This is a genomic window from Curtobacterium sp. BH-2-1-1 (genome assembly GCF_001806325.1).
Lineage (GTDB): Bacteria > Actinomycetota > Actinomycetes > Actinomycetales > Microbacteriaceae > Curtobacterium.
The window spans coordinates 1,057,054-1,079,516 of the sequence record NZ_CP017580.1 but is presented as its reverse complement, the minus strand read 5'-3'; the positions used below and the strand labels follow the sequence as shown (position 1 = coordinate 1,079,516).

Sequence of the window (22,463 nt, the reverse complement as noted above, 5' to 3'; positions counted from 1 at the left end):
CCTGCCTGCCCGCCAGCCCGGTCGCCGAGCGGGCACGAAACGTCGCGTTCGCGGCCGCGGTGCGACCGGTTCCACCCGCTCGACGAACGCGAGCGGCGAGTCATGCCCGCTCGACCGCTCAGCCCGGGCGACGCATTCCGCCCGCTCGCGGGCGCGCCCGCTCGCGGCGGCGCCGGCGAGTGGCCCGCGGCCTACTGCACCGCGGCGCGCAGCGGCGCCGTCGCGAACTCCCGCATGCCGCGCTCGAAGTCGACCTCGGCACGCCACCCGAGCTCGGCGGCGATCCGGTCCGACGACGCCGTCACGTGCCGGACGTCCCCGAGGCGGTACTCGCCCGTGACGACCGGTCGCGGCCCCTCGGGACCGGCGATCGCGGCCGCCATCTCGCCGATGGTGTGCACGACGCCGGAGCCGACGTTGTACGCACGGAAGCTCTCCGCCGGGAGCTCCGCCGTCGCGGCGATCGACGCGGCGTTCGCGCCGGCGACGTCGTCGACGTGCACGAAGTCGCGACGCTGGCGGCCGTCCTCGAAGACGCGGGGGGCCTCGCCGCGGGCGAGCGCCGAGCGGAACAGCGAGGCGACCCCGGCGTACGGCGTGTTCGCGGGCATGCCCGGCCCGTAGACGTTGTGGTAGCGCAGGGCGATCGCGCGGCCTCCGGTGGCGCGCGCCCACGACGACGCGAGGTGCTCCTGCGCGACCTTCGTCTGCGCGTACACGTTGCGGGGGTCGAGCGCGGCGGACTCGTCGATCAGGCCGGGCAAGAGCGGCGTGCCGTCCGGGCCGATCGGGTCGAACTCACCGGCGTCGAGGTCGGCACGGCGACGGGCGGGCGGGCGCACGGGCTCGCCGGCGGCGGTCGTGTACGCCCCCTCGCCGTAGACGACCATCGAGCTCGCGACCACGAGCCGGCCGATGCCGTGGCGGTCCATGCCGGCGAGCACGTGGGCCGTGCCCGCGTCGTTCGTCGAGACGTAGTCCGGGGCGTCCTGGAAGTCGACGCCGAGGCCGACCTTGGCGGCCTGGTGGCACACCACGTCCACACCGTCGAGGGCCGCGTCGAGGGCGACCCGGTCGCGGACGTCGCCGTGCACGAACTCGATGCCCTGCTGCTGGTGGGCGGTGACGACCTCGGCGGGGTCGCCGTGCACGTCGTCGCGGAGGGAGTCGAGCACGCGCACCTCGTGGCCCTCGGCCCGGGCGCGGCGGACGATGGCGGAGCCGATGAAGCCGGCGCCGCCGGTGACGAGCAGGCGGGTCACGCGGTGGCTCCCGTGGTCGCTGCTGCAGGCCGTGCGCTCGTCATGGCGCTCGCGCTCGCCTCGGCCGGGACGAGCTCGCGCGGGGTGTAGTCGTCCGGGATCGCCGCCACGATCGAGCCGATCGCGCGGACGATCACCTCGTTCGCGCGGGCTAGGCGCTCCATCACCATGCCGTGCGTGACCGGGGCCTCGCTGGTTCCGGCGGCTGCCTGCGCTTCCGCCTCCGCCTCGGACGGGGCCAGTCCGGCGTCGGCGTCGGTCACGAACGAGAGGTTCACCGTCCCGATGCCGAGCTCGGCCGCGAGGGGCACCTCCGGTGTCATCGTCATGTTGATCGTGTGGCCGCCGGCCTCGCGCATCCAGACGGACTCCGCACGCGTCGAGAACCGCGGCCCCTGGATCACCACGCACGTGCCCGTCGGGCGGAACGGCACGTCGAGGCGCTCGATCGCACCGATCGCGACGCGTCGGAGCACCGGGTCGAACGGGTCCGCGAAGGAGAGGTGCTGCACGGCGTCCTCGAAGAACGTGTCCGCGCGGCCCCACGTGCGGTCGATCAGCTGGTCGGTCACGACGAAGGTCCCCGGGGCGTAGTCGGGGTGCAGCCCGCCGACGGCGCTCGACGACACCACGGCGCGGACCCCGAGCGACCGCAGCGCCCACAGGTTCGCGCGGTGGTTGATGCGGTGCGGGGCGACGGAGTGCGCGCGGCCGTGCCGGGTGAGGAACGCGACGCGCTTGCCGGCCATCGTGCCGATGCTGATCGGGCTCGACGTGGCGCCGAACGGGGTGTCGACGTCGATCTCGTCCGCGGTGCCGGGTTCGAACAGCTCGTAGAGGCCCGAACCGCCGATCACCCCGATGCGCGTCTCGTCCACAGCCCCGGTCGTGGTCACGTCGTTCTCCACAGGTCCTCCGAATGGTCCTCGGCGCGTTCTGCGCGCTCGTTACGCTACTGGGACCGCCCCCGGCCGGACCGGGAGCGGGCACACTTCTCACCTGTTCGGAGGCGCACGTGCGAACGATCGGTCAGCACCGTGACGAGATCGCGGCCCTGGTCGCGCCGGTCCTGTCCGCCAGGCGCTCCGCGGTCCCGGAGGCACGGGACATCGACGACCTCGCCACCGGTGCCGGCGGCGGACGGGGGCACCGCGTGCTCGCACGTGCCGTCGTCGCACCCGTGCCGCTCCCGCCGTTCGACAACAGCCAGATGGACGGCTTCGCCGTCCGTGCCGCCGACGCCGGTCGCGTGCTGCGGGTGGCCGCCCCGATCCCGGCGGGGACGATGCCCTCGGCGCTGGGCCTCGGGACCGCTGCGCCGATCATGACGGGGGCGCGCATCCCGTTCGGCGCTGACGCGGTGTTCCCGGTCGAGGCCACCGACCCCGGGGCGTTCCCCGCGGCGCTGGCCTTGGCCGAGGTCACGGTGCCGGACGACCTCGCCCCCGGGACCTTCGTCCGGGCGACGGGCACCGACCTGCCGAGCGGGGGCGAGCTGGCTCCTGCCGGCGCTGCCGTGACCCCCGCGGTGCTCGGGACGCTCGCCGCGGCCGGGGTCTCGACGGTCGACGTCGTCCGGCAGCTCCGGGTCCTCGTCGTGTCCACCGGCTCCGAACTCCAGGGCGCCGGTGACGCCACGATCGGCGACGCCAACGGGATCGCACTGCGGGCGGCGCTCGCCGAGGTCGGAGTGGCCTCGCGGTCGGTGCGGGTGCCGGACGACGAATCGACCTTCGTCGCGGCCCTCGACGATGCGGTGGGGGACTGGGCCGACCTCGTGCTCACCACGGGTGGCATCAGCGCCGGGGCGTACGAGGTCGTGCGGCAGGCCCTCGAACCGCGGGGTCTCGCCGTCACCCCCGTCGCGATGCAGCCCGGCGGCCCGCAGGCGTTCGGCACCGTCGAACTCGCCGGGCGTCCGGTCCCCGTGGTGTCCTTCCCCGGCAACCCCGTGTCGGCGCTCGTCTCGTTCGAGGTCTTCCTCCGCCCGCTCCTGGCGGCGGACGCCGGGATCCCCGACGACCGCGTCGCCGCGGTGCTGCCCGCTGCGGACACCGCGACCTCGCCCGAGGGCAAGCACCAGGTCCGGCGCGGCCGGGTCGAGGACGGCCGCGTGCACTTCGTCGGGGGCCCCAGCTCGCACCTGCTCGCGCACTACGCCACCGCCACGCACCTCGTCCACGTCCCGATCGGCACCGCCACGGTGGCGCCCGGTGACCCGCTGACCGTCTGGAGCCTCCGATGACCGACCCGACTCTGCCCGGCGGCGACGAACTCTCGCACGTCCGCGCCGACGGCACCGCCCACATGGTCGACGTCTCCGAGAAGGACGTCACCGCGCGGTCCGCCACCGCGACCGCGACCCTCGTCACCCGCCCCGACGTCGTCGCCCGCATCCTCGACGGCTCGCTGCCCAAGGGCGAGGTGATCGGCACCGCCCGCATCGCGGCGATCATGGCGGTGAAGAAGACCTCCGACCTCATCCCGCTCTGCCACCCGCTGCCGATCGCCGGGGTCGAGGTCGACATCACCGGCGACGACGACCGCGTCGTCGTCGAGGTGTCCGTGCGGACGACCTCACGGACCGGCGTCGAGATGGAAGCGCTGACCGGCGCGAGCATCGCGGCCCTGACCGTGTACGACATGGTGAAGGCCGTCGACCGCACGGCCACGATCACGGACGTCCGGGTGCTCGAGAAGCACGGCGGACGCTCGGGGGACTGGAGCAACCGATGACCTCGCAGCCGACCAGGGGCCGGGCGGCCGTCGTGGTGGTGTCGACCCAGGCGTCCGTCGACTTCGCGCTCGACCGGACCGGTCCCGTCATCGCGGGCTGGCTCCGCGAGCGAGCCTTCACCGTGGCCGAGCCGGTCATCGTGCCCGACGGCGGCCCGATCGCCGAGACGGTCTCCGCCGAACTCCTGTCGGACGCCCGGGTCGTGATCACCACGGGCGGGACCGGCGTCACCCCGACCGACCGCACGCCCGAGGCGATCGCACCGCTCATCGACCTCGAGCTCCCCGGCATCACCGAGGAGATCCGGCGCCGCGGACTCGCCGGAGCAGGACCGACCGCGCTGCTCAGTCGTGGCATCGCGGGGATCGCCGGCGGCGGCACCCTGATCGTCACGCTCCCCGGGTCCCGCGGCGGTGTCGCTGACGGACTCGCGGTCCTCGACGGCCTGCTCGACCACGTCCTCGCCCAGGTCTCGGGCGAGGGCCACGCCCCGCGGAGCGCCTCGTGACGGACGCTGCGGCGGCTCGCGACCGGGTCGTGGTGGCCGACATCGTGGACCGCTCGATCACCGTCGACGAGGTCTCGGCCGTCGTCGCCACCGACCAGGACGGTGCCGTCGTCACCTTCGCCGGGGTCGTCCGCGACCACGACGGCGGCAAGGGCGTGACCGCGCTCGAGTACGAGCGGCACCCGAGCGCCGGCGAGGTCATCGCCGAGGTGGCCCGGACCATCGCGGACGCCCACCCCGAGGTCCGCATCGCCGTGCTGCACCGCGTGGGCGCGCTCGGCATCGGGGACGTGGCGCTCGCCGCAGCCGTGTCGTCCCCGCACCGGGCCGAGGCGTTCGCCGCCTGCGGTGCGCTCGTCGACCTCGTGAAGGAGCGGGTGCCGATCTGGAAGCACCAGCGCTTCACCGACGGCTCCGACGAGTGGGTCGCCGCCCTCTGACGGACGACCCTGTGGATCCCCGCAGCGGACCGTTGCCGGATCGCAACCGCGCCACGCGTTCGGGGCGTAGCGACGGTTCCTAGCCGATCCATAGAATCCGAGACCATGAGCGTGCTGTTGTACGGGGCCGGCGTGGTCCTGCTGGTCTTCGCCCTGATCGACATCCTGACGAAGACCGACGACCAGATCCGTGGGCTCCCGAAGTTCGCCTGGGTACTCCTCGTGGTCCTCGTCCCCGTCGTCGGCAGCATCGTCTGGTTCGCCGTCGGACACGACTGGGCGCCGGGCGAGCGGAACCACGGCCGGTACCTCGAGCCAGCTCGCCACGAAGACCGGTACGCCACGCTCGGCGATGCCCGCAACGCCCACGGCGACAAGCGGGTGAGCGGCACGGAGCAGGAGCTCGCCGAGCTCGAGCGCGAGATCGAGTACTGGGAGGCGCAGGCGCGCCTCAAGCGGGCGAAGGAAGCCGCCGGCGAGGGCGAGCCGACCACCGGGACCTGACCAGCGCCTCCCGACCCGCGCCGCACCCCTGACGGACGCACGGTGCGAGGTCCCGCCCTCCGTGCGACCCGCAGCCCGTCGCACGGAGCCAGGAACCTCGCACGCTGCGGAACGCACCCCGCACCGACCACCCGGCCACGCCGCCTACCCTTGACGGGTGGCTCATCTCCTCGGCGCCGAGAACCTGCATCTCGAGTTCCCCACCAAGGTCGTCTTCGACAACGTCACCCTCGGCATCGACGAGGGCGACCGCATCGGCGTGGTCGGCCGGAACGGCGACGGCAAGTCGACCCTCCTCGCCCTGCTGTCCCAGCGCCTCGAACCGGACGGCGGCCGCGTCACGCACCGCCGCGGCCTGACCGTCGGGTACCTCGACCAGCGCGACATCCTGCCCGCGGGCGAGACCGTCGGCACCGTCGTCGTGGGGGACCTCGCAGAGCACGAGTGGGCCGGTGACCCGAAGATCCGCGACATCATCGGCGGCCTCGTGTCGGACATCCCGTGGGACGTGTCGGTGGACGAGCTGAGCGGTGGCCAGCGCCGCCGTGTCGCCCTCGCGCGCCTGCTCGTCGGCGACTGGGACGTCCTGTTCCTCGACGAGCCCACGAACCACCTCGACGTCGAGGGCATCCAGTGGCTCGCCGAGCACATCAACCGCCGGTGGTCCGCGAACCAGGGCGGCATGGTGGTCGTGACGCACGACCGGTGGTTCCTCGACGCGGTGTCGACCGACACGTGGGAGGTCCACGACGGCGTCGTCGACCCGTTCGAGGGCGGCTACGCGGCGTACATCCTCCAGCGTGTCGAGCGTGACCGGCAGGCCGCCGCGAGCGAGCAGCGCCGGCAGAACCTGGCCCGCAAGGAGCTCGCATGGCTCCGCCGCGGCGCCCCGGCCCGCACGAGCAAGCCGAAGTTCCGCATCGACGCGGCGAACGCCCTCATCGACGACGTGCCGCCGATCCGCGACACGGTCGCCCTCGCGAAGACCGCCACCGCACGCCTCGGCAAGGACGTCGTCGACCTGCTCGACGTCAGCGTCTCGTTCGACGGCACCGAGATCCTCGACCGCATCGAGTGGCGGATCGCGCCGGGGGAGCGCACCGGCATCCTCGGCCCGAACGGTGCCGGCAAGTCGACCCTGCTGAGCCTCGTGTCCGGGCGCCTGCAGCCCACGAGCGGCCGCGTGAAGACCGGCAAGACCGTGCAGGTCGCCGTCCTCGACCAGCAGCTCGCCGACCTCGCGCAGTTCGCCGACGACCGCGTCCGCGAGGTCGTCGCCCGCAAGAAGACGAGCTACGTCGCCGACGGCAAGGAGATGACGCCGTCCCAGCTGCTCGAGCGGCTCGGCTTCACCTCGGCGCAGCTCTCCACGCCGGTGAAGGACCTCAGCGGTGGCCAGAAGCGCCGCCTGCAGCTCATGCTCATCCTGCTCGACGAGCCGAACGTCCTGATCCTCGACGAGCCCACGAACGACCTCGACACCGACATGCTCGCCGCCATGGAGGACCTGCTCGACACCTGGCCCGGCACCCTCCTCGTCGTGAGCCACGACCGGTACCTGCTCGAGCGCGTGACCGACCAGCAGTACGCCGTGCTCGGCGGGCACCTGCGGCACCTGCCGGGCGGCGTCGACGAGTACATGCGGCTCCGTGCGGCCGGCACCGGTGGCGGGACCGCGTCAGCGGCTGCCGCCGCGTCTGCCGGGAGGCCCGACACGGCTGGCGGGACCGGCTCGGCCGGCGCCGTGGCCGGGTCCACCGCCACGGCCGGTCCCGGCGCGTCGGCCGGGGCCGCCTCGGGCTTGTCGGGCGCGGAGCGTCGGACGGCCGAGAAGGAGATGTCGGCGCTCGACCGCAAGATCGCGAAGGTCGGTGCCGACCGGAAGAAGCTGCTCGACGACTTCGCCACCCACGACCAGTCGGACTACGCCGGGCTCGGGGAGCTGCAGGCGAAGCTCGCCGCGCACGAGGCCGAGATCGAGCAGCTCGAGGAGCGTTGGCTCGAGGTCGCGGAGCTGCTCGGGGTCTGAGGCGCGCTACTCCGCTGGCTTCGCAACCTCGGGGGCCCCGCCACCGGGGTTCGCGACGACCTCCCACAGGTGGCCGTCCGGGTCCTGGAAGAAGCCGGACCACATGCCCCACGGCCGTGTGTACGGCGCCGCGAGCATCGTCGCGCCGGCGATCCGGGCCCGGTCGAGGAACGCTTCGGCGTCGGCCTGCCTGTCGACGAAGTGCCCGATCGTCGCCGCGGGGCCGTCGGCGAGTGCCACCCCGGAGTCCTTCGCCATGTCGTCCCGCCCGTAGACGCTGACGATCAGACCGTCGTCGAGGGTGAACATCGCCGTGGTGCCGCCCGCCTCGGTCTCGGTCGGCGGGTACTCGGTGCCGATGACGCCGCTGCCCTCGATCCCGAGCAGGGCGCGGTAGAACTCCGCCGAACGTGCGACGTCAGCGACGGCCAGGGTGATCGCGTGCATGGGCCGGAGGCTACCCCCGCAGTGCCGGAGCGTGTCCGCCGCACCGCCACAACGCCGCTGCCAGGGCGTCGATCTCCTTCCGCGCGCCCGGGTCGCTCGTGCCCTCGGCGAAGACCGTGAAAACGATGCGGTCACCGCCGACCTCGTCGGTCACCCCGGTCAGGCCGTACATGTCGTCGAGCGTCCCGGTCTTGCCGCGGACGTGCCCGCGGGCGTCCGCTGCGGCGCCGGTGAACCGGCCGTCGTCGCCGAGCGTGCCCGTCCGTCCCGCGACCGCGAGTCCGGCGTCGACCGGACCGAGGCCGTCCTGCTTCGAAGCGACCGCGCGCATCAGCGTGGTGAGCGCCGAGGCGGGTACCCGGTTGTCGGGGCTGAGGCCCGAGCCGTCGACGAGGCGCAGGCCTCCGGTCGGCACCCCGTAGCGCACCAGGGCCCTCGTGCTCCCGGCCTGCACGGCATCGAAGGAGCGGCCGGCACCCTCGGCGATGGCGACGTGACGGGCGAGCACCTCGGCGAGGGTGTCGTCGGAGTCCGTGAGCAGCATCCCGACCAGCTCCGACACCGTCGCCGACCGCACGGTCCCGAGCACCTGCGCGCCGGACGGCGCCGGCACCGAGTTCGTGTCCACCCGGACGTCCGGCCCGAGGAGTGCCGCGAACGCCGTCGCCGCGCGCGCGACCGCTCCGGCACTCCGCAGCGAGTACGACTCGGTCGGGTCGTCGCGGTCGCCGTCGACCATGAGCGACGTGATGTTCGAGACGCTGCCGCTGGTCCGGGCGCTCTCCGGCCAGCTCGGGTGCCACGCCGGCCCGTCGAACAGGCTGGTGTCGACCTGCACCGAGGTCACCGGCTGCCCTGCACGAGCCTCGAGCACCTGCCGCGCCAGGTCGTCGAGGTGCGGTGCGTGCGGGTAGACGCTGTCCTGACCGGACGGCAGCCGGCTCAGGGTCGGATCGCCGCCGCCGACCAGCACGACCGCGTCCGGATCGGTGCCGGCGACGACCCGGGTCGTGAACCGGCGGTCGGGTCCCAGCGCGGACACCGCCGCGGCTGCCGTGACGACCTTCATCGTGCTGCCGGTCTGCGTCGGCTCGTCACCCCGGTGCGTCAGGACCGTCTTCCCCGTCCGGGCCGATCGCGCGTCGAGGAACAGCGCACCGTGGTGCCAGCGGGCGGCGAGGTCGTCCGCGGTGCAGAGCTCGCCCGCCGCCTTCGCCTGGCGCTGCGCACCGATGGCCGAGGTCGTGGCCGTGATGCCCGCCGCCAGCAGCAGGAGCACCAGCACGAAGAGCAGGGTGGAGCGGCGGCGACGGATGAGGGCGCGGAGTCTGGGCACGTCGATCATCGTGGCCGGAGCCGGCTTCGTCGCACATCGACCCGACGACCGAAGCCCGGCCCGTGGACTCGGCCGAACGGATGAAGCCGCTCGGCGGTCGGGTCAGTCGCCGAGCCCGAGGATGAGGCGTCGGAGCAACCCCGACAGCTGGTCCTGCTCGGTGTCGGACACCCCCGCGAGGATGGCCCGCTCGGCGGCGAGCAGGTCCGCGATCGCGGCGTCCACCGCTGCACGCCCGTCGGCGGTCAACGACACGAGGATGCCCCGGCCGTCCTTCGGGTCGGTCCGACGCGCGACGAGCCCGCGGGCAGCCAGCCGGTCCACCCGGTTCGTCATCGTGCCGCTCGACACCAGCGTCTGCTGGAGGAGCGTCTTCGGGCTCAGCTCGTACGGCTCACCCGCCCGCCGCAGTGCCGACAGGACGTCGAACTCCCACGGCTCGACGTCGCTCGCGTCGAACGCCGCACGCCGTGCACGGTCGAGGTGTCGGGCGAGCCGGTCGACGCGGGACAGGACCTCGAGCGGGCCGAAGTCCAGGTCGGCGCGCTCGCGACCCCACGCCGCGACGATGCGGTCGACCTCGTCCTCCTGCGGCATCCCACCATCTTGGCGGAAGCAGGGGCTGCACGGCCAGCCGCCGCGGTCGTGGGAGGATGGACGGGCGCCTCCGTGCGCGTTCCGCCTTGGTGTAATGGCAGCACGACGGCCTTTGGTGCCGTTAGGTCCGGGTTCGAATCCTGGAGGCGGAGCTGGGGGGAGATCGTTTTTTTGAGCGATCTCGTTGAGAATATTCGAGCAATCGGTATCCGGGACGCTTCATGCGAGCATCGACCGCGCGGTGCGGGGGGCAAACGCACGGCGATCGCCCTCTCGGCGGCGCACCGAAATGCACAAGTGCCCCCTGCCTCGGTTTCGGGGCAGGGGGCATCGCGACCAGCTGGCTGGTCGTCTTCGTGAGCTGTTAAGTTCGGTGTCCGCGTGGCTGCTACGCGATGAGTCTGAGGCTGTCGATTTGAGCGAGCCTGTTGAACTCGTTCCGTTCGTCGTGGTCAGCGACGGTGAGCTTGTCGATACCGGGTTCGAAGAGCGCGGCGCTCGTTCTGTTCATGCGGTTCATCGAGGCAAGTGCGAGTCGTGCCTTGAGCCAGTCGATGATGCGGGTGATGTTCGCGCTGGCGGCCGCCATCGCGCCGGCGATCTCGACGGCCCACGGGCCGCGCATGCGTCGCTTCATCGGGATGCCAAGCGCTTCGCGATCAGCATCTTTGAGTCGGGAGTTTCCGTTCTCGATGTTGTTGCGCTTGCCGTACCAGGCGCGCCAAACATCGGACTTGTACTCGAACTCCTGACCGTACTTGAGGTGCTTCTGGTGCTTGACACCCTTGTCGTCGTGCAGCACGCCAGGAATCTTCACAGTCTTTCCCGGGATGGAGACCGGGATGAACTTCTTCGTGGACTCGTCGTAGACGGACGGGTCCTTGAAGTCGGGGTACGTGTACTGGCGTGCGCCGGTGAGGTCGTAGCCACTGCGGGGTGTGAGCCGGTACTTACTCCGTTCTGCGCGTCGCTGGACGAGAAGCGCCTTGCCCTCAGCTCGCCTGTTTTTGCGTTCCTTATCGGGCAGCGATTCGGTTGCTTTCACGAGTTTGCGCCAGTCTGCCTCGGCGGTCACGAGAGCTTCCGGCATGAACGCGAGGTGCCAACTCCCGGCGACCATGATGAGGTTGTGCCGGCCGTCGGCGTAGAAGGCCTGCTTTCCAATCTCTTCCTCGACATCCTTGTAGTCCATGACCACTTTCACGCCCGCGGCTGCGAGGGGCGCTGCAGGTCGTCGGGGTCGGCACCGGGCAAGTACGCGCGGTCGCCGATGACCGTGTTGATCTTGTGGCCGCGGTTCGCCGCGGACTCGTAGAGGAAGAGCCCATGGCCCCGAAGCGCGCCCGGCTTGTGTCCACTGGTTGATAGAAGGAGGAGCGGATAGGCTGCTTCGGTTTCGCTGGGGTCGCGCGTCATCACGGCGAACTCGAGCTCCCACCCGAACTTGTACTTCTTGCCGCCGTCGACGTCGGGGTCATGGCTGCCTTCACGTCCATACCAGCCGCAGTCGTAGTTCGTCGAGAGCTTGTCGCCGGGCTTGAGGTTCTTCCCGCTCTTCTGTCGACCGGAGACCTCGGCAAAGGTCTCGTCGATGGCGATTGCGCCGCGGAATCGTCGTCGGACTTCACGGTTCATCATCAGCACGGAGCCTTCAATGATTTGGTTCGAGAGTTCGAGCATGCGGGCGGCTCGAACGGCCATCTCCTCCGGGCCGCGCAGGTCTGCGAGTTCGATGGCGAGTTCTTCGGGAGTCAGCGCTTTCCGGCGTGGCCCTGGGTGGCGGTCGACGAGCTTCCGCAGACGCTGAATTGCTTCCCAGATGCGCCGGTACAGCGTCGCTTGGTGCGGTGTGAATTTGAGGATGCCGATAGCCTCGCGCTGACTGGTGGTCATCGCCATCAGCACTTCGGTCATCTGCTGAATGCTGATGCTGCGCCGTGAGCGCATCGTGATGAACATCAACATTGTGACGCTGGTCTCGGAGATGTGAGCTTTCCGGCCGCGAGTTGACTTCATGCTTTCGCGTTTCCAGCGTTCAAGCCGCTCACGGATGCAGCCGCGTTCGAACACGCGTAGTGGGACGTGGGTGGCGAGCTCGAGTGGGAACACGTCGCCTATGCGGATGTACTTCGACATGGTGATGCCGAAGTCTTCGGCCATCCAGCGTTCGGCGTCTTCGAAGTCGTGGTGCTTCGGCTTCGGCGCGGTCATCGTGCGGCCTCCGTGCGGAGCTGACGGCGGTACGAGGCCGCGTCGAGCGCGGGGACATGAGCGACGAGCTGGTCGAGGTGTTCGAATTTGGTGACGCCGGCGGCGGTCATGAGGGCGCGCATGTCGGTGCGAGCGATGAGGTGCGTGATGAGCCAGGTGTTCCGCATGCGGGTGGTGACGGGGTCTGGTTCGTTGCCGCGGTCGGTGTCGTAGAGGAACGTGGTGAGGGTGCTGATGCCGTGCTTGACGCGCTTCGGGGATCCGAACACCCACTGCTCCGGCTCGACCTCGACGATGGAGTTGAGCAGGAGCGTTTCGAAGCGCGCCAGGAGCGGAACGGTCCGGGCTCCCGCGTTGACAGCGACGAGGATGCCCTCGGCGTCAGCGAGGATGTCTTGGCGGCGGACTTGGAGGAGCTCGTTCGCCTTGAGACCCGCTCCGGTGCACAGCGCGAGGACGACGCCGGCGCTGCGACGTCGTGCCGTGGTCGACTGGCCCGTCGCCCAGCTTTCGAGGAGGTGCAGGTCGAGGTCGTCGTAGGGTGCTGCGGTGTTCTGCGGAGTCGTCGGTGCGAACTCCAGCGGCACCTCGCCGACGAGGACTTCGGACATGCGCATCAGCGCCGACCGGTATGTGCGACGCGTGGTGTCCGACCAGGTGACGTCGGTGCGGGTGATGTAGCGCCGGATGATGACGGGGTGAAACACGACGGCGGTCTTCGCCGGGTATCCGTTGACGTTGACGACCCAGTCGACGAACGGTGCCGCGACGACGATGAGCCGGTCGGCTGGCTGAGCAATGGGCGCTGCCGCCTCGGCGACTGCGCTGACCACGAAGTCGCGGACAACGCCCCATCGGTCGGCCGCGAACGTCGGGACGTACTTCACCGGTGTTCCTCCGCGTGCGAGGAACGACAGGAGGACGCGCAGCATCGCGGCGATGTACTGACGCGGTGACCGGAGCATCTGGCTAGGCATGCCCGGCCTATGCAGGCGAAGTGAGATGAGCTGTGGGAGGGCGCTCCAGATTCCGATCTCGCTGCCGGCGGATCGGCATGCCCGCGCGGATGGTCGGGGGGCGCCGCCGACGCGAACGGTCGCGTCACCCCGGGCGTGTCGCCGCTTGCTCGCACATGTGACGGTGCCGTCGGCGTCGTACGCGTGACGCTGGCGATGTGCATGCGATCCGGGCGGCTCTCTGCTTCGGGGACGCAGAAAACGTAGTGATCTTCGCGGCCGGATTGGTCCTGTTTGCGGACCCCGCTCGTCTGCGACCCGCGCGTCCTCCAAGATCACGCCCGTTCCGCGCATACCCCCTCCGAGGCCGACCGCCGGCCTCGGAGAGGACCACATGCCCACCCCGACCACGGCGCTCGCAGCGCTCCACGGCGAGTACGCCGACCACGCAGCGCAGCCAGCCCTGACACTCACCCTCGACCAACGACGCGGCGTCGCGTTCTACCTCGCCGACACCGATGACGCCGTCGAGGTCGAAACGTTCGTACGACGCTGGACCGACCGAGTGCACGACCTCGACGAGTTCGTCGACGAGCACGGACGGATGCCCCGCGCCGACTCGACCCGTCCTCGCCCTGCGACCGCCGAGCAGACCCTCGTCGACGCCCTCACCTACTTCCGGCAGGTCGGCGCTGCGGGAGGCTACTGCTCGTACCAGGTGCGACGACTTGAAGCGGTGCCGGGCTTCGCCTGGAACCCTCGGGACGCGCAGTGGTCCGCGATGCTCGCCGCGCACCAGCAGTTCTGGGCCGATCATCAGCGACCGCCGCGTCGTCGCGCGGCCGACCCTGCCGAGGTGACGATCGGACGGTGGGTCGCCCAGCAACGCGCCCAGCACGCCCGCGGCAGCCTGCTGCCCGAACGCGAGCAGCAGCTCCGGGCCGCACGGTTCCGTGTCCTCTGATGGCGTTACCGAACTTCGCGTGCTTCGCCGAGGATCCGTCGACGGTGCTCGGAAGCGTCCATCGTCGGAATGTGCCGCAGGGACGTGACCAAGTGCTCGGGCTTGCGCAGTCCGCCGGCAGCCATGAGCTCCCCGGCGTGCGTGCCGCCAGCGAGGTGCGTGGTGATCCACGTAGCGCGCATTCGCGTGGGGACTGGCTTCGGTTCGTTGCCGAAGTCGGTGTGGTTGATGAACGGCGTGACGAAGTTGTAGGTCGTCTTTCTGTCCTCCCCGCCAAGCACCCATGCGTCGTCCGGCACGTCCGCGAGGGAGTCAATGAGGAGCTGCTCCCATCGTTTGAGCACGGGCACCAACCTCGGCGTCCCAGCCCGTACGTCGACGAGCGCTCCGTCACGGTCAACGCGCACGTCGCTGCGCCGGAGGTGCTGCATCTCCCACGGGTCAAGCCCAGCACCTGCTCCCAGTGCGAGGACTGCGCCAGCACCTCGACGTCGCAGTGCCGTGGACTGCCCACGCGCCCAGGACTCCAGCAGGTTCAGTTCGAGGTCGGTGTACGGGGCAGTGACGGACTGCCCGTTCAACGGCGCAAACTCGATCGGACCCTCGTCGGGGAGGACGACCTCCGAGATCCGGAGCAGGAAGGACCGGTAGTCGCGGCGCGTCTTGTCCTTGAGGTGGAGGTCGTCGCGGGAGACGTACCGGCGAATCAACACCGGGTGAAACACGTTCGCGACCTTCTGAATCCCGTTGACGTGCACGACCCAGTCAACGTACGGCGTCACCGCGACCATCAGCCGCTCAGCAAGGTAGGCACACGCGGGCGCGACGAGCGCGACAGCGTCCAGCACGAACGGCTCGATGTTGGCCCACCGGTCCGCGGGAACCGACTGGCTCCGATACTTCCGCATCGCCTGGACGGGCTCCGGGCGAAGCTGCGCGACAAGCGAGCCCTCGTCTGCGTTCGAGCTTCGTGCCCCGAGCGTTGAGTCGCCGAGGGTGAGCGGCGCCGGTTCCCAACATTGGACGTGCGAGCAGCGCTCGACGGGACCTTGACGTGGGAACGGACGGCCGAAGGCGGCGCCCATCGGCCGCCCTAGGGCGGTCGCGGACGTGACGCTCTCCTGGTTCGGCACGACGAGGTGCTCGGTCGAACTCGGTGAGCGGAGCACCGCTCGAACGGCGGTAGGGAGCGAAAGCATGCCACGGCTATGCCTGACGGCCGCACCCTGACGTGAGGAACGCCGAGAAGTAGACCGACCCGGCCTTCAAGGACCGCTCCGAGCCGACTTCCCCAGCTGGTTCGGGCGTACCGGCATAGCTCCAGGACAACGACTCCTGGAGGACCCCTTGAACTACCGCACCGCCACCCGTGAAGAACGAGCCGCCGAGTTCATCAACTTCGCGACGAAGCTCCACGACAGCCGATACGACTACGCGCACGTCATGCTCGGCTACGTCAACGGCGATACCAAGGTCACCATCATCTGCCCCGACCACGGACCCTTCGAGCAAACCCCGCGCGAGCACCGCCGAGTCCGCGAAACGCCCTGGGGCCCGCAGCGCGGCCAGGGATGCCGAGACTGCAGAGGGTTCAACGCGCAGACGAATATTCGTCGGAAGCGCTTCGTTGCGAAGGCTCTGGCTACGCACGGCGACCGGTACGACTACACCGACGTCGCCTACGTGGACGCGCGAACCGACGTCGCGGTGAGCTGCCGCAGACACGGGGCGTTCTCAGTGCGCCCGGACAATCACACCTCCAAGCACGCGACCGGCTGCCCCGACTGCGCCCTCAGTGGACACCGCTCCGCTCCGCGCTCAAAGAAGAAGACCGAGGAAGGACAGTGGCGGAACCGCCCAGCTGGGACGACCACTGGACGGAAGCGGCTGCCGCGTAGGCGAGCGGAGACCCGCTAGTTACTCCTTCCAGCAGGAGTCAACGCCTTACTCCCTAGGAATCCACCGAACCTGCAGCAGTCCCTGTCGACATGAACCCGCCCAAGGCGCATCTACCCGTTAAGGCTGCGTCCTGCCCGCAGCATAGCGAGGGTGGTTGCCCGTTCGAGCCGGGCCAGGTCCGTGGGCCTCACTTCGCTGCGGGAGATGTCGGAGGTGATCAATGAGGACGTCCGATCAGCCATCGGTCAGGTCGCCGCGGCGTACGCGTCGCGGACCTGCTGGCTGATCCGGCCACGGGCGGCAACCTCGTGACCGTTCGCGGCGGCCCATTCGCGGATTTTCGCCAACTCGCCGGGGTTGCTGCGCCCCTGCGCCGCCGGGGATGCGGACGACGTGCGAGTGCTGCGACCGGAGACCTTGCGGGCTGCGGCGATGTAGTCGGAGAACGCTTCACGGAACTTGTCGGCGTTGTCGTCGCTGAGGTCGATCTCGTAGTTGCTGCCGTCGAAGCCGAACTGAATAGTGCGTCCGTTGCCGGGTTCGATGACGTCGCCGGAAAGGTCGTCGACGAGGTGGGTGGTTACTTTCTGTGCCATGCGCTGCTCCATATCGTGGGGGATTCCTTCCAGCGTGGCATAAAGCAGCAAGTTGTTCCCTGTTTTCACCGGGTGTGCCGCGCGCCGCATTCGCCCGACGGGCGGCTGGCGTCTAACGGGCGCGCGGCAGCAGCTCCAACGGGGACCTGCGGCTCGCACGTGCCCGGGCGATGAGCCACTTCTCGGCGGTGTCGACGAGCGCCCGGACGACGCCGGCGATCGCGGCAGTCGACGCGGGATGAAGCGGGACGTCGGCCACACGCACTTCGACCGTGGGTTTTGGACAGGCGAGCATGGCCCTGACAGGGGTATCTCCGCGCCCGTTCCCCGGCGCATCCGCGCGATGACGGGAGGTGCCGGGTCAGGTGCGATCGATGACCGTGGCAGGGACACGATGAAGCGCCCGGAACGTCTTAGCGTCCGAAGGGAAGACAGCCCGTGAGAGCGGGCGCCCATCGAACAGGACGGCAACAATGGCGAACCTCACTGTGCACTCCCTGCAGGTCCGCGCCGTATCGGTGCCGCTTAGGCGGACGGTCATTGCCGCGATCGGCCGGTTCGAGCAGTGGCCACTTGTCCTTATCGACATCACGTTCGAAGAAGGAGTGACCGGCCGCAGTTATGTCTCCCCGTACAACGCCTCGGCGCTACCATCTATCGTCCGCGAAGTCGTAGCCGTCGGCGACCTGCTCAAAGGGCGTGCGACCGGCGCCGTGGACGCGTTCGACGCCTCGGCGGCCGCGCTCAATCCGATCGGCGAGACGGGTATCTCGGCCATCGCTCGGAGCGCCATCGACATGGCCATGTGGGACGCTCTCGGACGCGCGGCGAACCTGCCGCTTGTGGAGCTCCTCGGAGGCTCCATCGGAACGTTTCGTGCCTACAACAGCAACGGCCTGTGGCGTCACGACCCGAACACGCTCGGCGAGGAGGCTGCGGAGCTACTCGCCGACGGCGGGTTCACCGCAGTGAAGCTTCGTCTCGGCAACGAGCACCTCGCCGACGACCTGCGCGCAATCCGTTCAGTCAGGGACGCGATCGGCGACGGCGTGGACCTGATGGTCGACTTCAATCAAGCCTTCGGCGTTGGCGACGCAATACGACGCTGCCACGAACTCGACGACCAAGGCCTCTACTGGTTCGAGGAGCCGATCGACTACAGCGACGTTCACGGATATGCAGCTCTTGCACGGAGCGTTCGCACGCCGCTGCAGGTGGGCGAAAACTTCTACGGAGCCCGCGACCTGTACAACCTGGCTGCCGCCGGCTCGGTGCATTACGCCATGGCGGACCTGGAACGCATCGGCGGTGTCACCGGCTGGATACGAACCGCTGGACTCGCCGCCGCGGCCGGAGTCCAACTCTCGAACCACCTCTACCCCGAGTTCGCAGTCCACCTCTTACGCACGAGCAGCACTGCCCACTGGCTCGAATGGGTCGATTGGGCGGACCCGATCCTCGCAGACCCACTCAGACCCGTCGATGGACACATCGCAACTCCGGACAAGCCCGGCGCCGGCATCGACTGGGACGAGGAACAGGTCGCACGACATCTCCTCCACAGCGCCACCACTGGCTGACTCCCGGCCTACCTAACAATCCTCGCACTTCGAACAAGGAGCATCCGATGACAAACCCCACTCCACTCGGCACCTGGGTTGCGGACGACTACGACGTCGTCGCTGAGATCACGACGAACATGCCGACCGGCCTCACCGTTTCGGACGACGACCGCGTGTTTGTCTCGTTCCCTCGCTGGGGCGACGACGTCCCGTTCACAGTCGCGGAGATCATCGACGGCATCCCTGTCGCGTACCCGAACGCTGCGGTGAACGTTTGGTCTGAGGGCCCGGGCGACGGGAAGCTGGTATCTGTCCAGAGCGTGATCGTCGCCCCAGACAACACGCTCTGGCTCCTCGACACCGGAGCTCCGAAGTTCGACGCATTCGTGCCGTCCGGCCCCAAGCTTGTGCAGGTCGACTTGGCAACGAACGAGATTGTCCGCGTCGTCGAGCCATCTGCAGATGCCGTCACCGCCACGACCTACCTAAACGACGTTCGGTTCGACTTCTCGCGTGGTGCGGGCGGATACGCGTACATCACCGATTCTCAGCCCGTCGGAGCACTGATCATCATCGACCTCGCTTCCGGAGAGTCCTGGTCTCGGCTGCGCGGGCACAACTCAACGAAGGCTACGGATCAGTTCCGCGCCACGGTCCAAGGTGTCATCCGCGAGGGCTACCGAGTCGGAGCCGACGGCATCGCCATCAGCGCCGACGGGTCCCGGATCTACTACTGCCCGCTCTCCAGCCGTCGGCTGTACTCCGTCGCGACCGAAGCGCTCCTAGACCGGTCCCTAAACGACGACGCAGTCGCAGCGACCGTCATCGACCACGGCGACAAGCCTGCCTCCGACGGCCTCGAGTCCGATGCGGCGGGCGGCCTGTACATGACCGCCTATGAGCACTCGGCCGTCGTCAAGCTGGACGCCGACGGAAACTGGTCGACCCTCGTGCACGGTCCGGCCGTTCTCTGGCCAGACACGCTCGCTCTCGCCGCAAACGGTCACCTCTACGTCAGCGTGAATCAGCTGCCCCGGTCGCCGCTTTTCAATGGGGATATTGACGACCGCGTCCTCCCTTACCTGATCATCCGGACACCGGTCGACGCAGCACCCATCCGTCTGACGGCGGTCGCCTGATGAAGTCCATCGCCTACTTTCAGCCAGGGCCCCCCGGCGTTCTCGAACTCATTGAGCGGCCGGTACCCGCGGTGGAACCGGGCCACGTCCGGGTGCGCCTGGCCGTAGCCGGCGTCAACCCGACCGATGTGGACGCACGTCGACGTGGAAGCGGTACAACTGCCAATCCCCAGGTTCCCGGGCAGGACGGGGCCGGAACAGTCGATGCCGTTGGACGCGACGTCCAAAATGTTAGGCCCGGCGACCGAGTTTGGGTTTGGGACGCTGCATGGAACCGCGCCGAAGGCACCACGCAGGAGTACGTCGTCCTTCCGGAGCGCCAAGTGGTCTCCCTGCCAGACAACGTCAGCTTCGACGTCGGTGCGTCCCTTGGCATCCCGGCGCTCACTGCCCACCGTGCGTTGACCGCCTTCGGTTCAGACCCCGACGAGCTGCACCCTGGCGCGTTGAGTGACCGAATCGTCCTTGTCACGGGGGGCGCCGGAGAAGTCGGACATGCGGCCATCGAACTGGCGTCCTGGGCAGGGGCAAGGGTGATCTCCACCGTCAGCAGCCAGCAGAAAGCGGAGTTGGCGACGAAGGCCGGCGCCGACCATGTCGTGAACTACCGCGACACCGACGTCACATCAGCCATTCGGACCCTCGCGCCCCGCGGAGTCGACATCATCGTCGAGGTCAACGCTGCTGAGAACCTCCCCACCGATATCGAGGTCATCGCTCCCGGAGGGGGCATCGCGATCTACACCGGCGGTACCCGCAGCATCACTCAGATCCCTACCCGCCCGGCGATGACGAAGAACGTGCAAATCGCATTCATTTTGACCTACACGACAAGCGGCGAACAGAAAAATGCGGCAATTCGAGCTGTGAGAGCCGCCGTCGCTGACCACGCCTTGCGAGTCGGAGCAGACGCCGGGTTGCCGCTGGTTCGATTCCCGCTGGCCGGTTTGGTCGCTGCGCACGAAGCAGTCGAGCGGCACGTTGTGGGCAAAGTCCTCGTCGATATCGGCGGGTAGGCCCAAGAAGCGGCAGGCCTTCTCCCCACGAGACGATCGCACCTGTACCAGGCAAGCCGGCAATGGCGAACTCCCGCGCGCCGTGCCGGCTCAGCCGTGCCCCTGTCATCAGCACTGCCAAACCTACGAGTCGTGCGCCGCACGAGCTTCAACCCCGCCCAGAGGCCGACGCGCACGCCAGCCTCTGCCGACAACGCCAAAGCTCTTTCTAGCCACCTCCGCGAGGGCCGAAGTCCTCCCGACCCCGAAGACAGGACCGATCCTCATGGCCACAACAGTTGCCGACAACATGGTGCACACGCTCAAACAAGCCGGCGTTCGACGCGTATACGGACTTCCCGGCGACAGTCTCAACGGCTTCACCGACGCCATGCGTCGCGACGGCAGCTTCGACTGGGTGCATGTTCGACACGAAGAGGCTGCTGCCTTCGCTGCGGCTGCGGACGCTGGCCTCACCGGGGAACTCGCCGTTTGTGTCGGCAGCTGCGGCCCCGGCAACACCCATCTAGTCAACGGATTGTACGACGCCCAGCGCAGCCGAGTGCCCGTTCTGGTGATCGCCGCGCAGATTCCGGGTGCGGAAATCGGAGGCCAGTACTTTCAGGAGACCCACCCGCAGGCAGTTTTCGCGGAATGCTCGGAGTACACCGAACTCATCAGCACGCCTGAAATGGCGTCACATGTTTTCGAAATCGCAATACGCACTGCTATCGAGAAGCGAGGCGTCGCCGTCGTCATCGTTCCCGGCGAGGTCTTCTTGTCCAAGACCGAGCCCAAGGCGCTTCCGGCGCCGGTGCGAGCGGCCGAACCAGTTGTCCAGCCCTCCGACGGTGAACTGCGGCGAGCGGCCGAACTCCTCAACGGTGCAAGCCGCGTAACGATCTTGGGTGGCGCGGGCTGCGCGGGAGCTCGCAGCGAAGTGATGGCCCTCGCCGCCGTACTCGAAGCCCCCGTCGTGCACACTCTTCGCAGCAAAGATGCCCTCGAGTGGGACAACCCGAACGACGTTGGGATGACCGGTCTGCTCGGGTTCGCGTCCGGCTACAAGGCCATCGAAGACGCGGAAGTCGTGCTCATGCTCGGTACCGATTTCCCATACCGGCAATTCCTGCCCACGAAGACGTACATCCAGGTCGACGTGCGCGGTGAGCACCTCGGGCGTCGGGCAGAGTTGACCCTGGGGCTGGTCGGAACGGTCCGCGATACCGCGGCGGCGCTGCTGCCGCTCATCGCTGCAGGCCGAGACGACAGCCACGTACGCGAAGCGCAACGGCATTACGTGCGCACGCGGAAGCAGCTAGACCGGTTCGCCCTCAACGATCACAACCGGACACCCATCCACCCGGAGTACGTAGCGAAAGTTCTCGACGACACGGCCGCAGAGGACGCGGTGTTCACCGTGGACGTCGGTTCGCCGGTCGTGTGGGCTGCGCGTTACCTCACGATGAACGGGCAACGACGAATCATCGGCTCCTTCAACCACGGGACCATGGCAAACGCTCTTCCCCATGCGATCGGTGCCCAGGCCGCGTACGAACGCCGGCAGGTCGTCGCGATGGCCGGAGACGGGGGTCTCGCCATGCTGATGGGCGAGCTGCTCACACTGATTCAGATGCAGCTTCCGGTCAAGGTCGTGGTCTTCAACAACGGGGCGCTCAACTTCGTGGAGGTGGAGATGAAGGCCGCAGGGATCGTGAACTGGGGCACCGACTTGATCAACCCGGACTTCTCGGCCGTCGCCCGCGCCGTCGGCCTGCACGCGGTCAGAGTTGAACACCCAGACGACCTCCCCGAAGCGATGCGCGAAGCGTTCGAACACGACGGCCCGGCGCTGATCGAAGTGATCACGGCACGGCAGGAACTTTCCATCCCGCCGGCGATAACGCTCGAGCAGGCGAAGGGCTTCTCCCTCTACGCCATCCGGACCATCATGTCCGGGGCTGGCGATGAACTGCTCGACCTCGTGACCACGAACGTCGCACGCCGGATCCTGCGATGAAGTGGTTGGCGAACGCAGAAACCGACCTCGGAGAATTCGCTCCCTTCGACATTCAAGGATTCGCTGCCGGTCCTTCCGTGCAACCTGAACACGCAGCAAGAATCACTGCGAGTGGCCTGTGGGATGTCGCCTTGCTGCGGGAATGGGGAGATTTCACGAGTTTCGCCGACGGTCCGCATCGGACTGTGGCAGATGCTGAACGACATCTTCCAACCGATAACAGGGTTTCGCCGGAGTGACACGGCAATCAATCGTTGAGAG

Annotated in this window: 23 protein-coding genes, 1 tRNA gene and 1 pseudogene; 14 read left to right on the top strand and 11 right to left on the bottom strand. The window is 68.9% G+C overall.

Features of this window, described 5'->3' with window-relative positions; all coding sequences use genetic code 11:
* Window positions 1-191: 191 nt before the first annotated feature.
* Window positions 192-1,262, bottom strand: a complete 1,071-nt coding sequence (locus BJK06_RS04965; RefSeq protein WP_070416952.1) for an NAD(P)-dependent oxidoreductase — start codon at window positions 1,260-1,262, stop codon at window positions 192-194.
* A complete protein-coding gene (locus BJK06_RS04960; RefSeq protein ID WP_258027713.1) occupies window positions 1,259-2,158 on the bottom strand; it encodes an MTAP family purine nucleoside phosphorylase in 900 nt (299 codons plus the stop codon). Before BJK06_RS04960 ends, BJK06_RS04965 begins: the two co-directional genes overlap by 4 nt.
* 119 nt (window positions 2,159-2,277) lie before the next feature.
* On the opposite strand from BJK06_RS04960, the gene glp reads away from it, so the two are divergent.
* From glp to BJK06_RS04930, 7 genes and pseudogenes are all read left to right on the top strand, one after another.
* Window positions 2,278-3,507 (top strand): gephyrin-like molybdotransferase Glp, encoded by a 1,230-nt coding sequence (gene glp / locus BJK06_RS04955; RefSeq protein WP_070416951.1) that lies wholly within the window; start codon window positions 2,278-2,280, stop codon window positions 3,505-3,507.
* Window positions 3,504-3,998, top strand: coding sequence for a cyclic pyranopterin monophosphate synthase MoaC (gene moaC, locus BJK06_RS04950; RefSeq protein WP_070416950.1), 495 nt, complete (start codon window positions 3,504-3,506; stop codon window positions 3,996-3,998). Before glp ends, moaC begins: the two co-directional genes overlap by 4 nt.
* Window positions 3,995-4,507: a molybdopterin-binding protein gene (locus BJK06_RS18905; RefSeq protein WP_070416949.1), complete on the top strand. Its 513-nt coding sequence runs from the start codon at window positions 3,995-3,997 to the stop codon at window positions 4,505-4,507. Before moaC ends, BJK06_RS18905 begins: the two co-directional genes overlap by 4 nt.
* Window positions 4,504-4,947, top strand: coding sequence for a molybdenum cofactor biosynthesis protein MoaE (locus BJK06_RS18900; protein ID WP_083295067.1), 444 nt, complete (start codon window positions 4,504-4,506; stop codon window positions 4,945-4,947). The genes BJK06_RS18905 and BJK06_RS18900 overlap by 4 nt, the downstream gene beginning before the upstream one ends.
* A gap of 105 nt (window positions 4,948-5,052) precedes the next feature.
* Entirely contained in the window at window positions 5,053-5,451 is a 399-nt protein-coding gene (locus BJK06_RS04935; protein WP_070416948.1) for a PLDc N-terminal domain-containing protein, read from the top strand.
* 157 nt (window positions 5,452-5,608) lie between these two features.
* Window positions 5,609-6,077 (top strand): annotated as a pseudogene (locus BJK06_RS19160) (ATP-binding cassette domain-containing protein); the annotation flags it as partial.
* Between the two features lie 56 nt (window positions 6,078-6,133).
* Window positions 6,134-7,480, top strand: coding sequence for an ABC-F family ATP-binding cassette domain-containing protein (locus BJK06_RS04930; RefSeq protein ID WP_374930696.1), 1,347 nt, complete (start codon window positions 6,134-6,136; stop codon window positions 7,478-7,480).
* Window positions 7,481-7,486: 6 nt separating this feature from the next.
* Here the strand turns inward: BJK06_RS04930 and BJK06_RS04925 are convergent, their stop codons facing one another.
* The 3 genes from BJK06_RS04925 to BJK06_RS04915 all read right to left on the bottom strand — a co-directional run bounded on the left by BJK06_RS04925 (window position 7,487) and on the right by BJK06_RS04915 (window position 9,860).
* On the bottom strand, window positions 7,487-7,927 hold the full coding sequence (locus BJK06_RS04925) for a VOC family protein (protein WP_070416946.1): 441 nt from the start codon (window positions 7,925-7,927) through the stop codon (window positions 7,487-7,489).
* Window positions 7,928-7,937: 10 nt separating this feature from the next.
* Entirely contained in the window at window positions 7,938-9,263 is a 1,326-nt protein-coding gene (locus BJK06_RS04920) for a D-alanyl-D-alanine carboxypeptidase/D-alanyl-D-alanine-endopeptidase (protein WP_258027712.1), read from the bottom strand.
* A 102-nt stretch (window positions 9,264-9,365) separates the two neighbouring features.
* Entirely contained in the window at window positions 9,366-9,860 is a 495-nt protein-coding gene (locus BJK06_RS04915; protein ID WP_070416944.1) for a MarR family winged helix-turn-helix transcriptional regulator, read from the bottom strand.
* Window positions 9,861-9,940: 80 nt separating this feature from the next.
* On the opposite strand from BJK06_RS04915, the gene BJK06_RS04910 reads away from it, so the two are divergent.
* Window positions 9,941-10,012, top strand: a tRNA-Gln gene (locus tag BJK06_RS04910).
* A 236-nt stretch (window positions 10,013-10,248) separates the two neighbouring features.
* Here the strand turns inward: BJK06_RS04910 and BJK06_RS04905 are convergent.
* From BJK06_RS04905 to BJK06_RS04895, 3 genes are read right to left on the bottom strand one after another with little or no spacing between them, the layout of a single operon-like run.
* Window positions 10,249-11,052: a hypothetical protein gene (locus tag BJK06_RS04905; RefSeq protein WP_156794769.1), complete on the bottom strand. Its 804-nt coding sequence runs from the start codon at window positions 11,050-11,052 to the stop codon at window positions 10,249-10,251.
* Between the two features lie 8 nt (window positions 11,053-11,060).
* Window positions 11,061-12,071, bottom strand: a complete 1,011-nt coding sequence (locus BJK06_RS04900; RefSeq protein WP_070416942.1) for a hypothetical protein — start codon at window positions 12,069-12,071, stop codon at window positions 11,061-11,063.
* Complete coding sequence (locus tag BJK06_RS04895; protein ID WP_156794768.1) at window positions 12,068-13,048, bottom strand: hypothetical protein; 981 nt, start codon at window positions 13,046-13,048, stop codon at window positions 12,068-12,070. The genes BJK06_RS04900 and BJK06_RS04895 overlap by 4 nt, the downstream gene beginning before the upstream one ends.
* A gap of 373 nt (window positions 13,049-13,421) precedes the next feature.
* Here BJK06_RS04895 and BJK06_RS04890 point away from each other — a divergent pair, with 373 nt between their 5' ends.
* Window positions 13,422-13,991 (top strand): helicase associated domain-containing protein, encoded by a 570-nt coding sequence (locus BJK06_RS04890; protein WP_070416940.1) that lies wholly within the window; start codon window positions 13,422-13,424, stop codon window positions 13,989-13,991.
* A gap of 5 nt (window positions 13,992-13,996) precedes the next feature.
* On the opposite strand, the gene BJK06_RS04885 is transcribed toward BJK06_RS04890, so the two are convergent.
* Window positions 13,997-14,899: a hypothetical protein gene (locus tag BJK06_RS04885; RefSeq protein ID WP_181015151.1), complete on the bottom strand. Its 903-nt coding sequence runs from the start codon at window positions 14,897-14,899 to the stop codon at window positions 13,997-13,999.
* A 439-nt stretch (window positions 14,900-15,338) separates the two neighbouring features.
* Here BJK06_RS04885 and BJK06_RS18470 point away from each other — a divergent pair, with 439 nt between their 5' ends.
* Window positions 15,339-15,908 (top strand): hypothetical protein, encoded by a 570-nt coding sequence (locus BJK06_RS18470; protein WP_156794766.1) that lies wholly within the window; start codon window positions 15,339-15,341, stop codon window positions 15,906-15,908.
* A gap of 227 nt (window positions 15,909-16,135) precedes the next feature.
* Here the strand turns inward: BJK06_RS18470 and BJK06_RS04880 are convergent, their stop codons facing one another.
* Window positions 16,136-16,498, bottom strand: a complete 363-nt coding sequence (locus tag BJK06_RS04880) for an Lsr2 family protein (protein WP_374930689.1) — start codon at window positions 16,496-16,498, stop codon at window positions 16,136-16,138.
* 100 nt (window positions 16,499-16,598) lie between these two features.
* Window positions 16,599-16,745: a hypothetical protein gene (locus tag BJK06_RS18465; protein WP_156794765.1), complete on the bottom strand. Its 147-nt coding sequence runs from the start codon at window positions 16,743-16,745 to the stop codon at window positions 16,599-16,601.
* A 214-nt stretch (window positions 16,746-16,959) separates the two neighbouring features.
* Between BJK06_RS18465 and BJK06_RS04875 the strand changes: the two genes are divergently transcribed.
* From BJK06_RS04875 to poxB, 4 genes are all read left to right on the top strand, one after another.
* Window positions 16,960-18,066 (top strand): enolase C-terminal domain-like protein, encoded by a 1,107-nt coding sequence (locus BJK06_RS04875; protein WP_070416938.1) that lies wholly within the window; start codon window positions 16,960-16,962, stop codon window positions 18,064-18,066.
* A 47-nt stretch (window positions 18,067-18,113) separates the two neighbouring features.
* The gene (locus BJK06_RS04870) at window positions 18,114-19,187 is read left to right on the top strand and encodes an SMP-30/gluconolactonase/LRE family protein (protein WP_070416937.1); all 1,074 of its coding nucleotides are present in this window, start codon (window positions 18,114-18,116) and stop codon (window positions 19,185-19,187) included.
* Window positions 19,187-20,203, top strand: a complete 1,017-nt coding sequence (locus tag BJK06_RS04865; RefSeq protein WP_070416936.1) for an NADPH:quinone reductase — start codon at window positions 19,187-19,189, stop codon at window positions 20,201-20,203. Before BJK06_RS04870 ends, BJK06_RS04865 begins: the two co-directional genes overlap by 1 nt.
* A gap of 289 nt (window positions 20,204-20,492) precedes the next feature.
* Window positions 20,493-22,202 carry a ubiquinone-dependent pyruvate dehydrogenase gene (gene poxB / locus BJK06_RS04860; RefSeq protein ID WP_258027711.1) on the top strand — a complete coding sequence of 570 codons (1,710 nt, stop codon included), beginning with the start codon at window positions 20,493-20,495 and terminating at the stop codon, window positions 22,200-22,202.
* Window positions 22,203-22,463 lie beyond the last annotated feature (261 nt).

What these genes read in the sequence shown, in the direction of transcription:
- BJK06_RS04870 (WP_070416937.1), top strand. Translation starts at nt 18,114, where the DNA reads ATGACAAACCCCACTCCACTCGGCACCTGGGTTGCGGACGACTACGAC.
- BJK06_RS04915 (WP_070416944.1), bottom strand. Translation starts at nt 9,860, where the DNA reads ATGCCGCAGGAGGACGAGGTCGACCGCATCGTCGCGGCGTGGGGTCGC.
- moaC (WP_070416950.1), top strand. Translation starts at nt 3,504, where the DNA reads ATGACCGACCCGACTCTGCCCGGCGGCGACGAACTCTCGCACGTCCGC.
- BJK06_RS04865 (WP_070416936.1), top strand. Translation starts at nt 19,187, where the DNA reads ATGAAGTCCATCGCCTACTTTCAGCCAGGGCCCCCCGGCGTTCTCGAA.
- BJK06_RS04875 (WP_070416938.1), top strand. Translation starts at nt 16,960, where the DNA reads ATGGCGAACCTCACTGTGCACTCCCTGCAGGTCCGCGCCGTATCGGTG.
- BJK06_RS04905 (WP_156794769.1), bottom strand. Translation starts at nt 11,052, where the DNA reads ATGGACTACAAGGATGTCGAGGAAGAGATTGGAAAGCAGGCCTTCTAC.
- BJK06_RS04880 (WP_374930689.1), bottom strand. Translation starts at nt 16,498, where the DNA reads ATGGAGCAGCGCATGGCACAGAAAGTAACCACCCACCTCGTCGACGAC.
- BJK06_RS18905 (WP_070416949.1), top strand. Translation starts at nt 3,995, where the DNA reads ATGACCTCGCAGCCGACCAGGGGCCGGGCGGCCGTCGTGGTGGTGTCG.
- BJK06_RS04885 (WP_181015151.1), bottom strand. Translation starts at nt 14,899, where the DNA reads ATGCGGAAGTATCGGAGCCAGTCGGTTCCCGCGGACCGGTGGGCCAAC.
- BJK06_RS04925 (WP_070416946.1), bottom strand. Translation starts at nt 7,927, where the DNA reads ATGCACGCGATCACCCTGGCCGTCGCTGACGTCGCACGTTCGGCGGAG.
- BJK06_RS04935 (WP_070416948.1), top strand. Translation starts at nt 5,053, where the DNA reads ATGAGCGTGCTGTTGTACGGGGCCGGCGTGGTCCTGCTGGTCTTCGCC.
- BJK06_RS04900 (WP_070416942.1), bottom strand. Translation starts at nt 12,071, where the DNA reads ATGACCGCGCCGAAGCCGAAGCACCACGACTTCGAAGACGCCGAACGC.
- BJK06_RS04930 (WP_374930696.1), top strand. Translation starts at nt 6,134, where the DNA reads ATGGTGGTCGTGACGCACGACCGGTGGTTCCTCGACGCGGTGTCGACC.
- poxB (WP_258027711.1), top strand. Translation starts at nt 20,493, where the DNA reads ATGGTGCACACGCTCAAACAAGCCGGCGTTCGACGCGTATACGGACTT.
- BJK06_RS04890 (WP_070416940.1), top strand. Translation starts at nt 13,422, where the DNA reads ATGCCCACCCCGACCACGGCGCTCGCAGCGCTCCACGGCGAGTACGCC.
- BJK06_RS04895 (WP_156794768.1), bottom strand. Translation starts at nt 13,048, where the DNA reads ATGCCTAGCCAGATGCTCCGGTCACCGCGTCAGTACATCGCCGCGATG.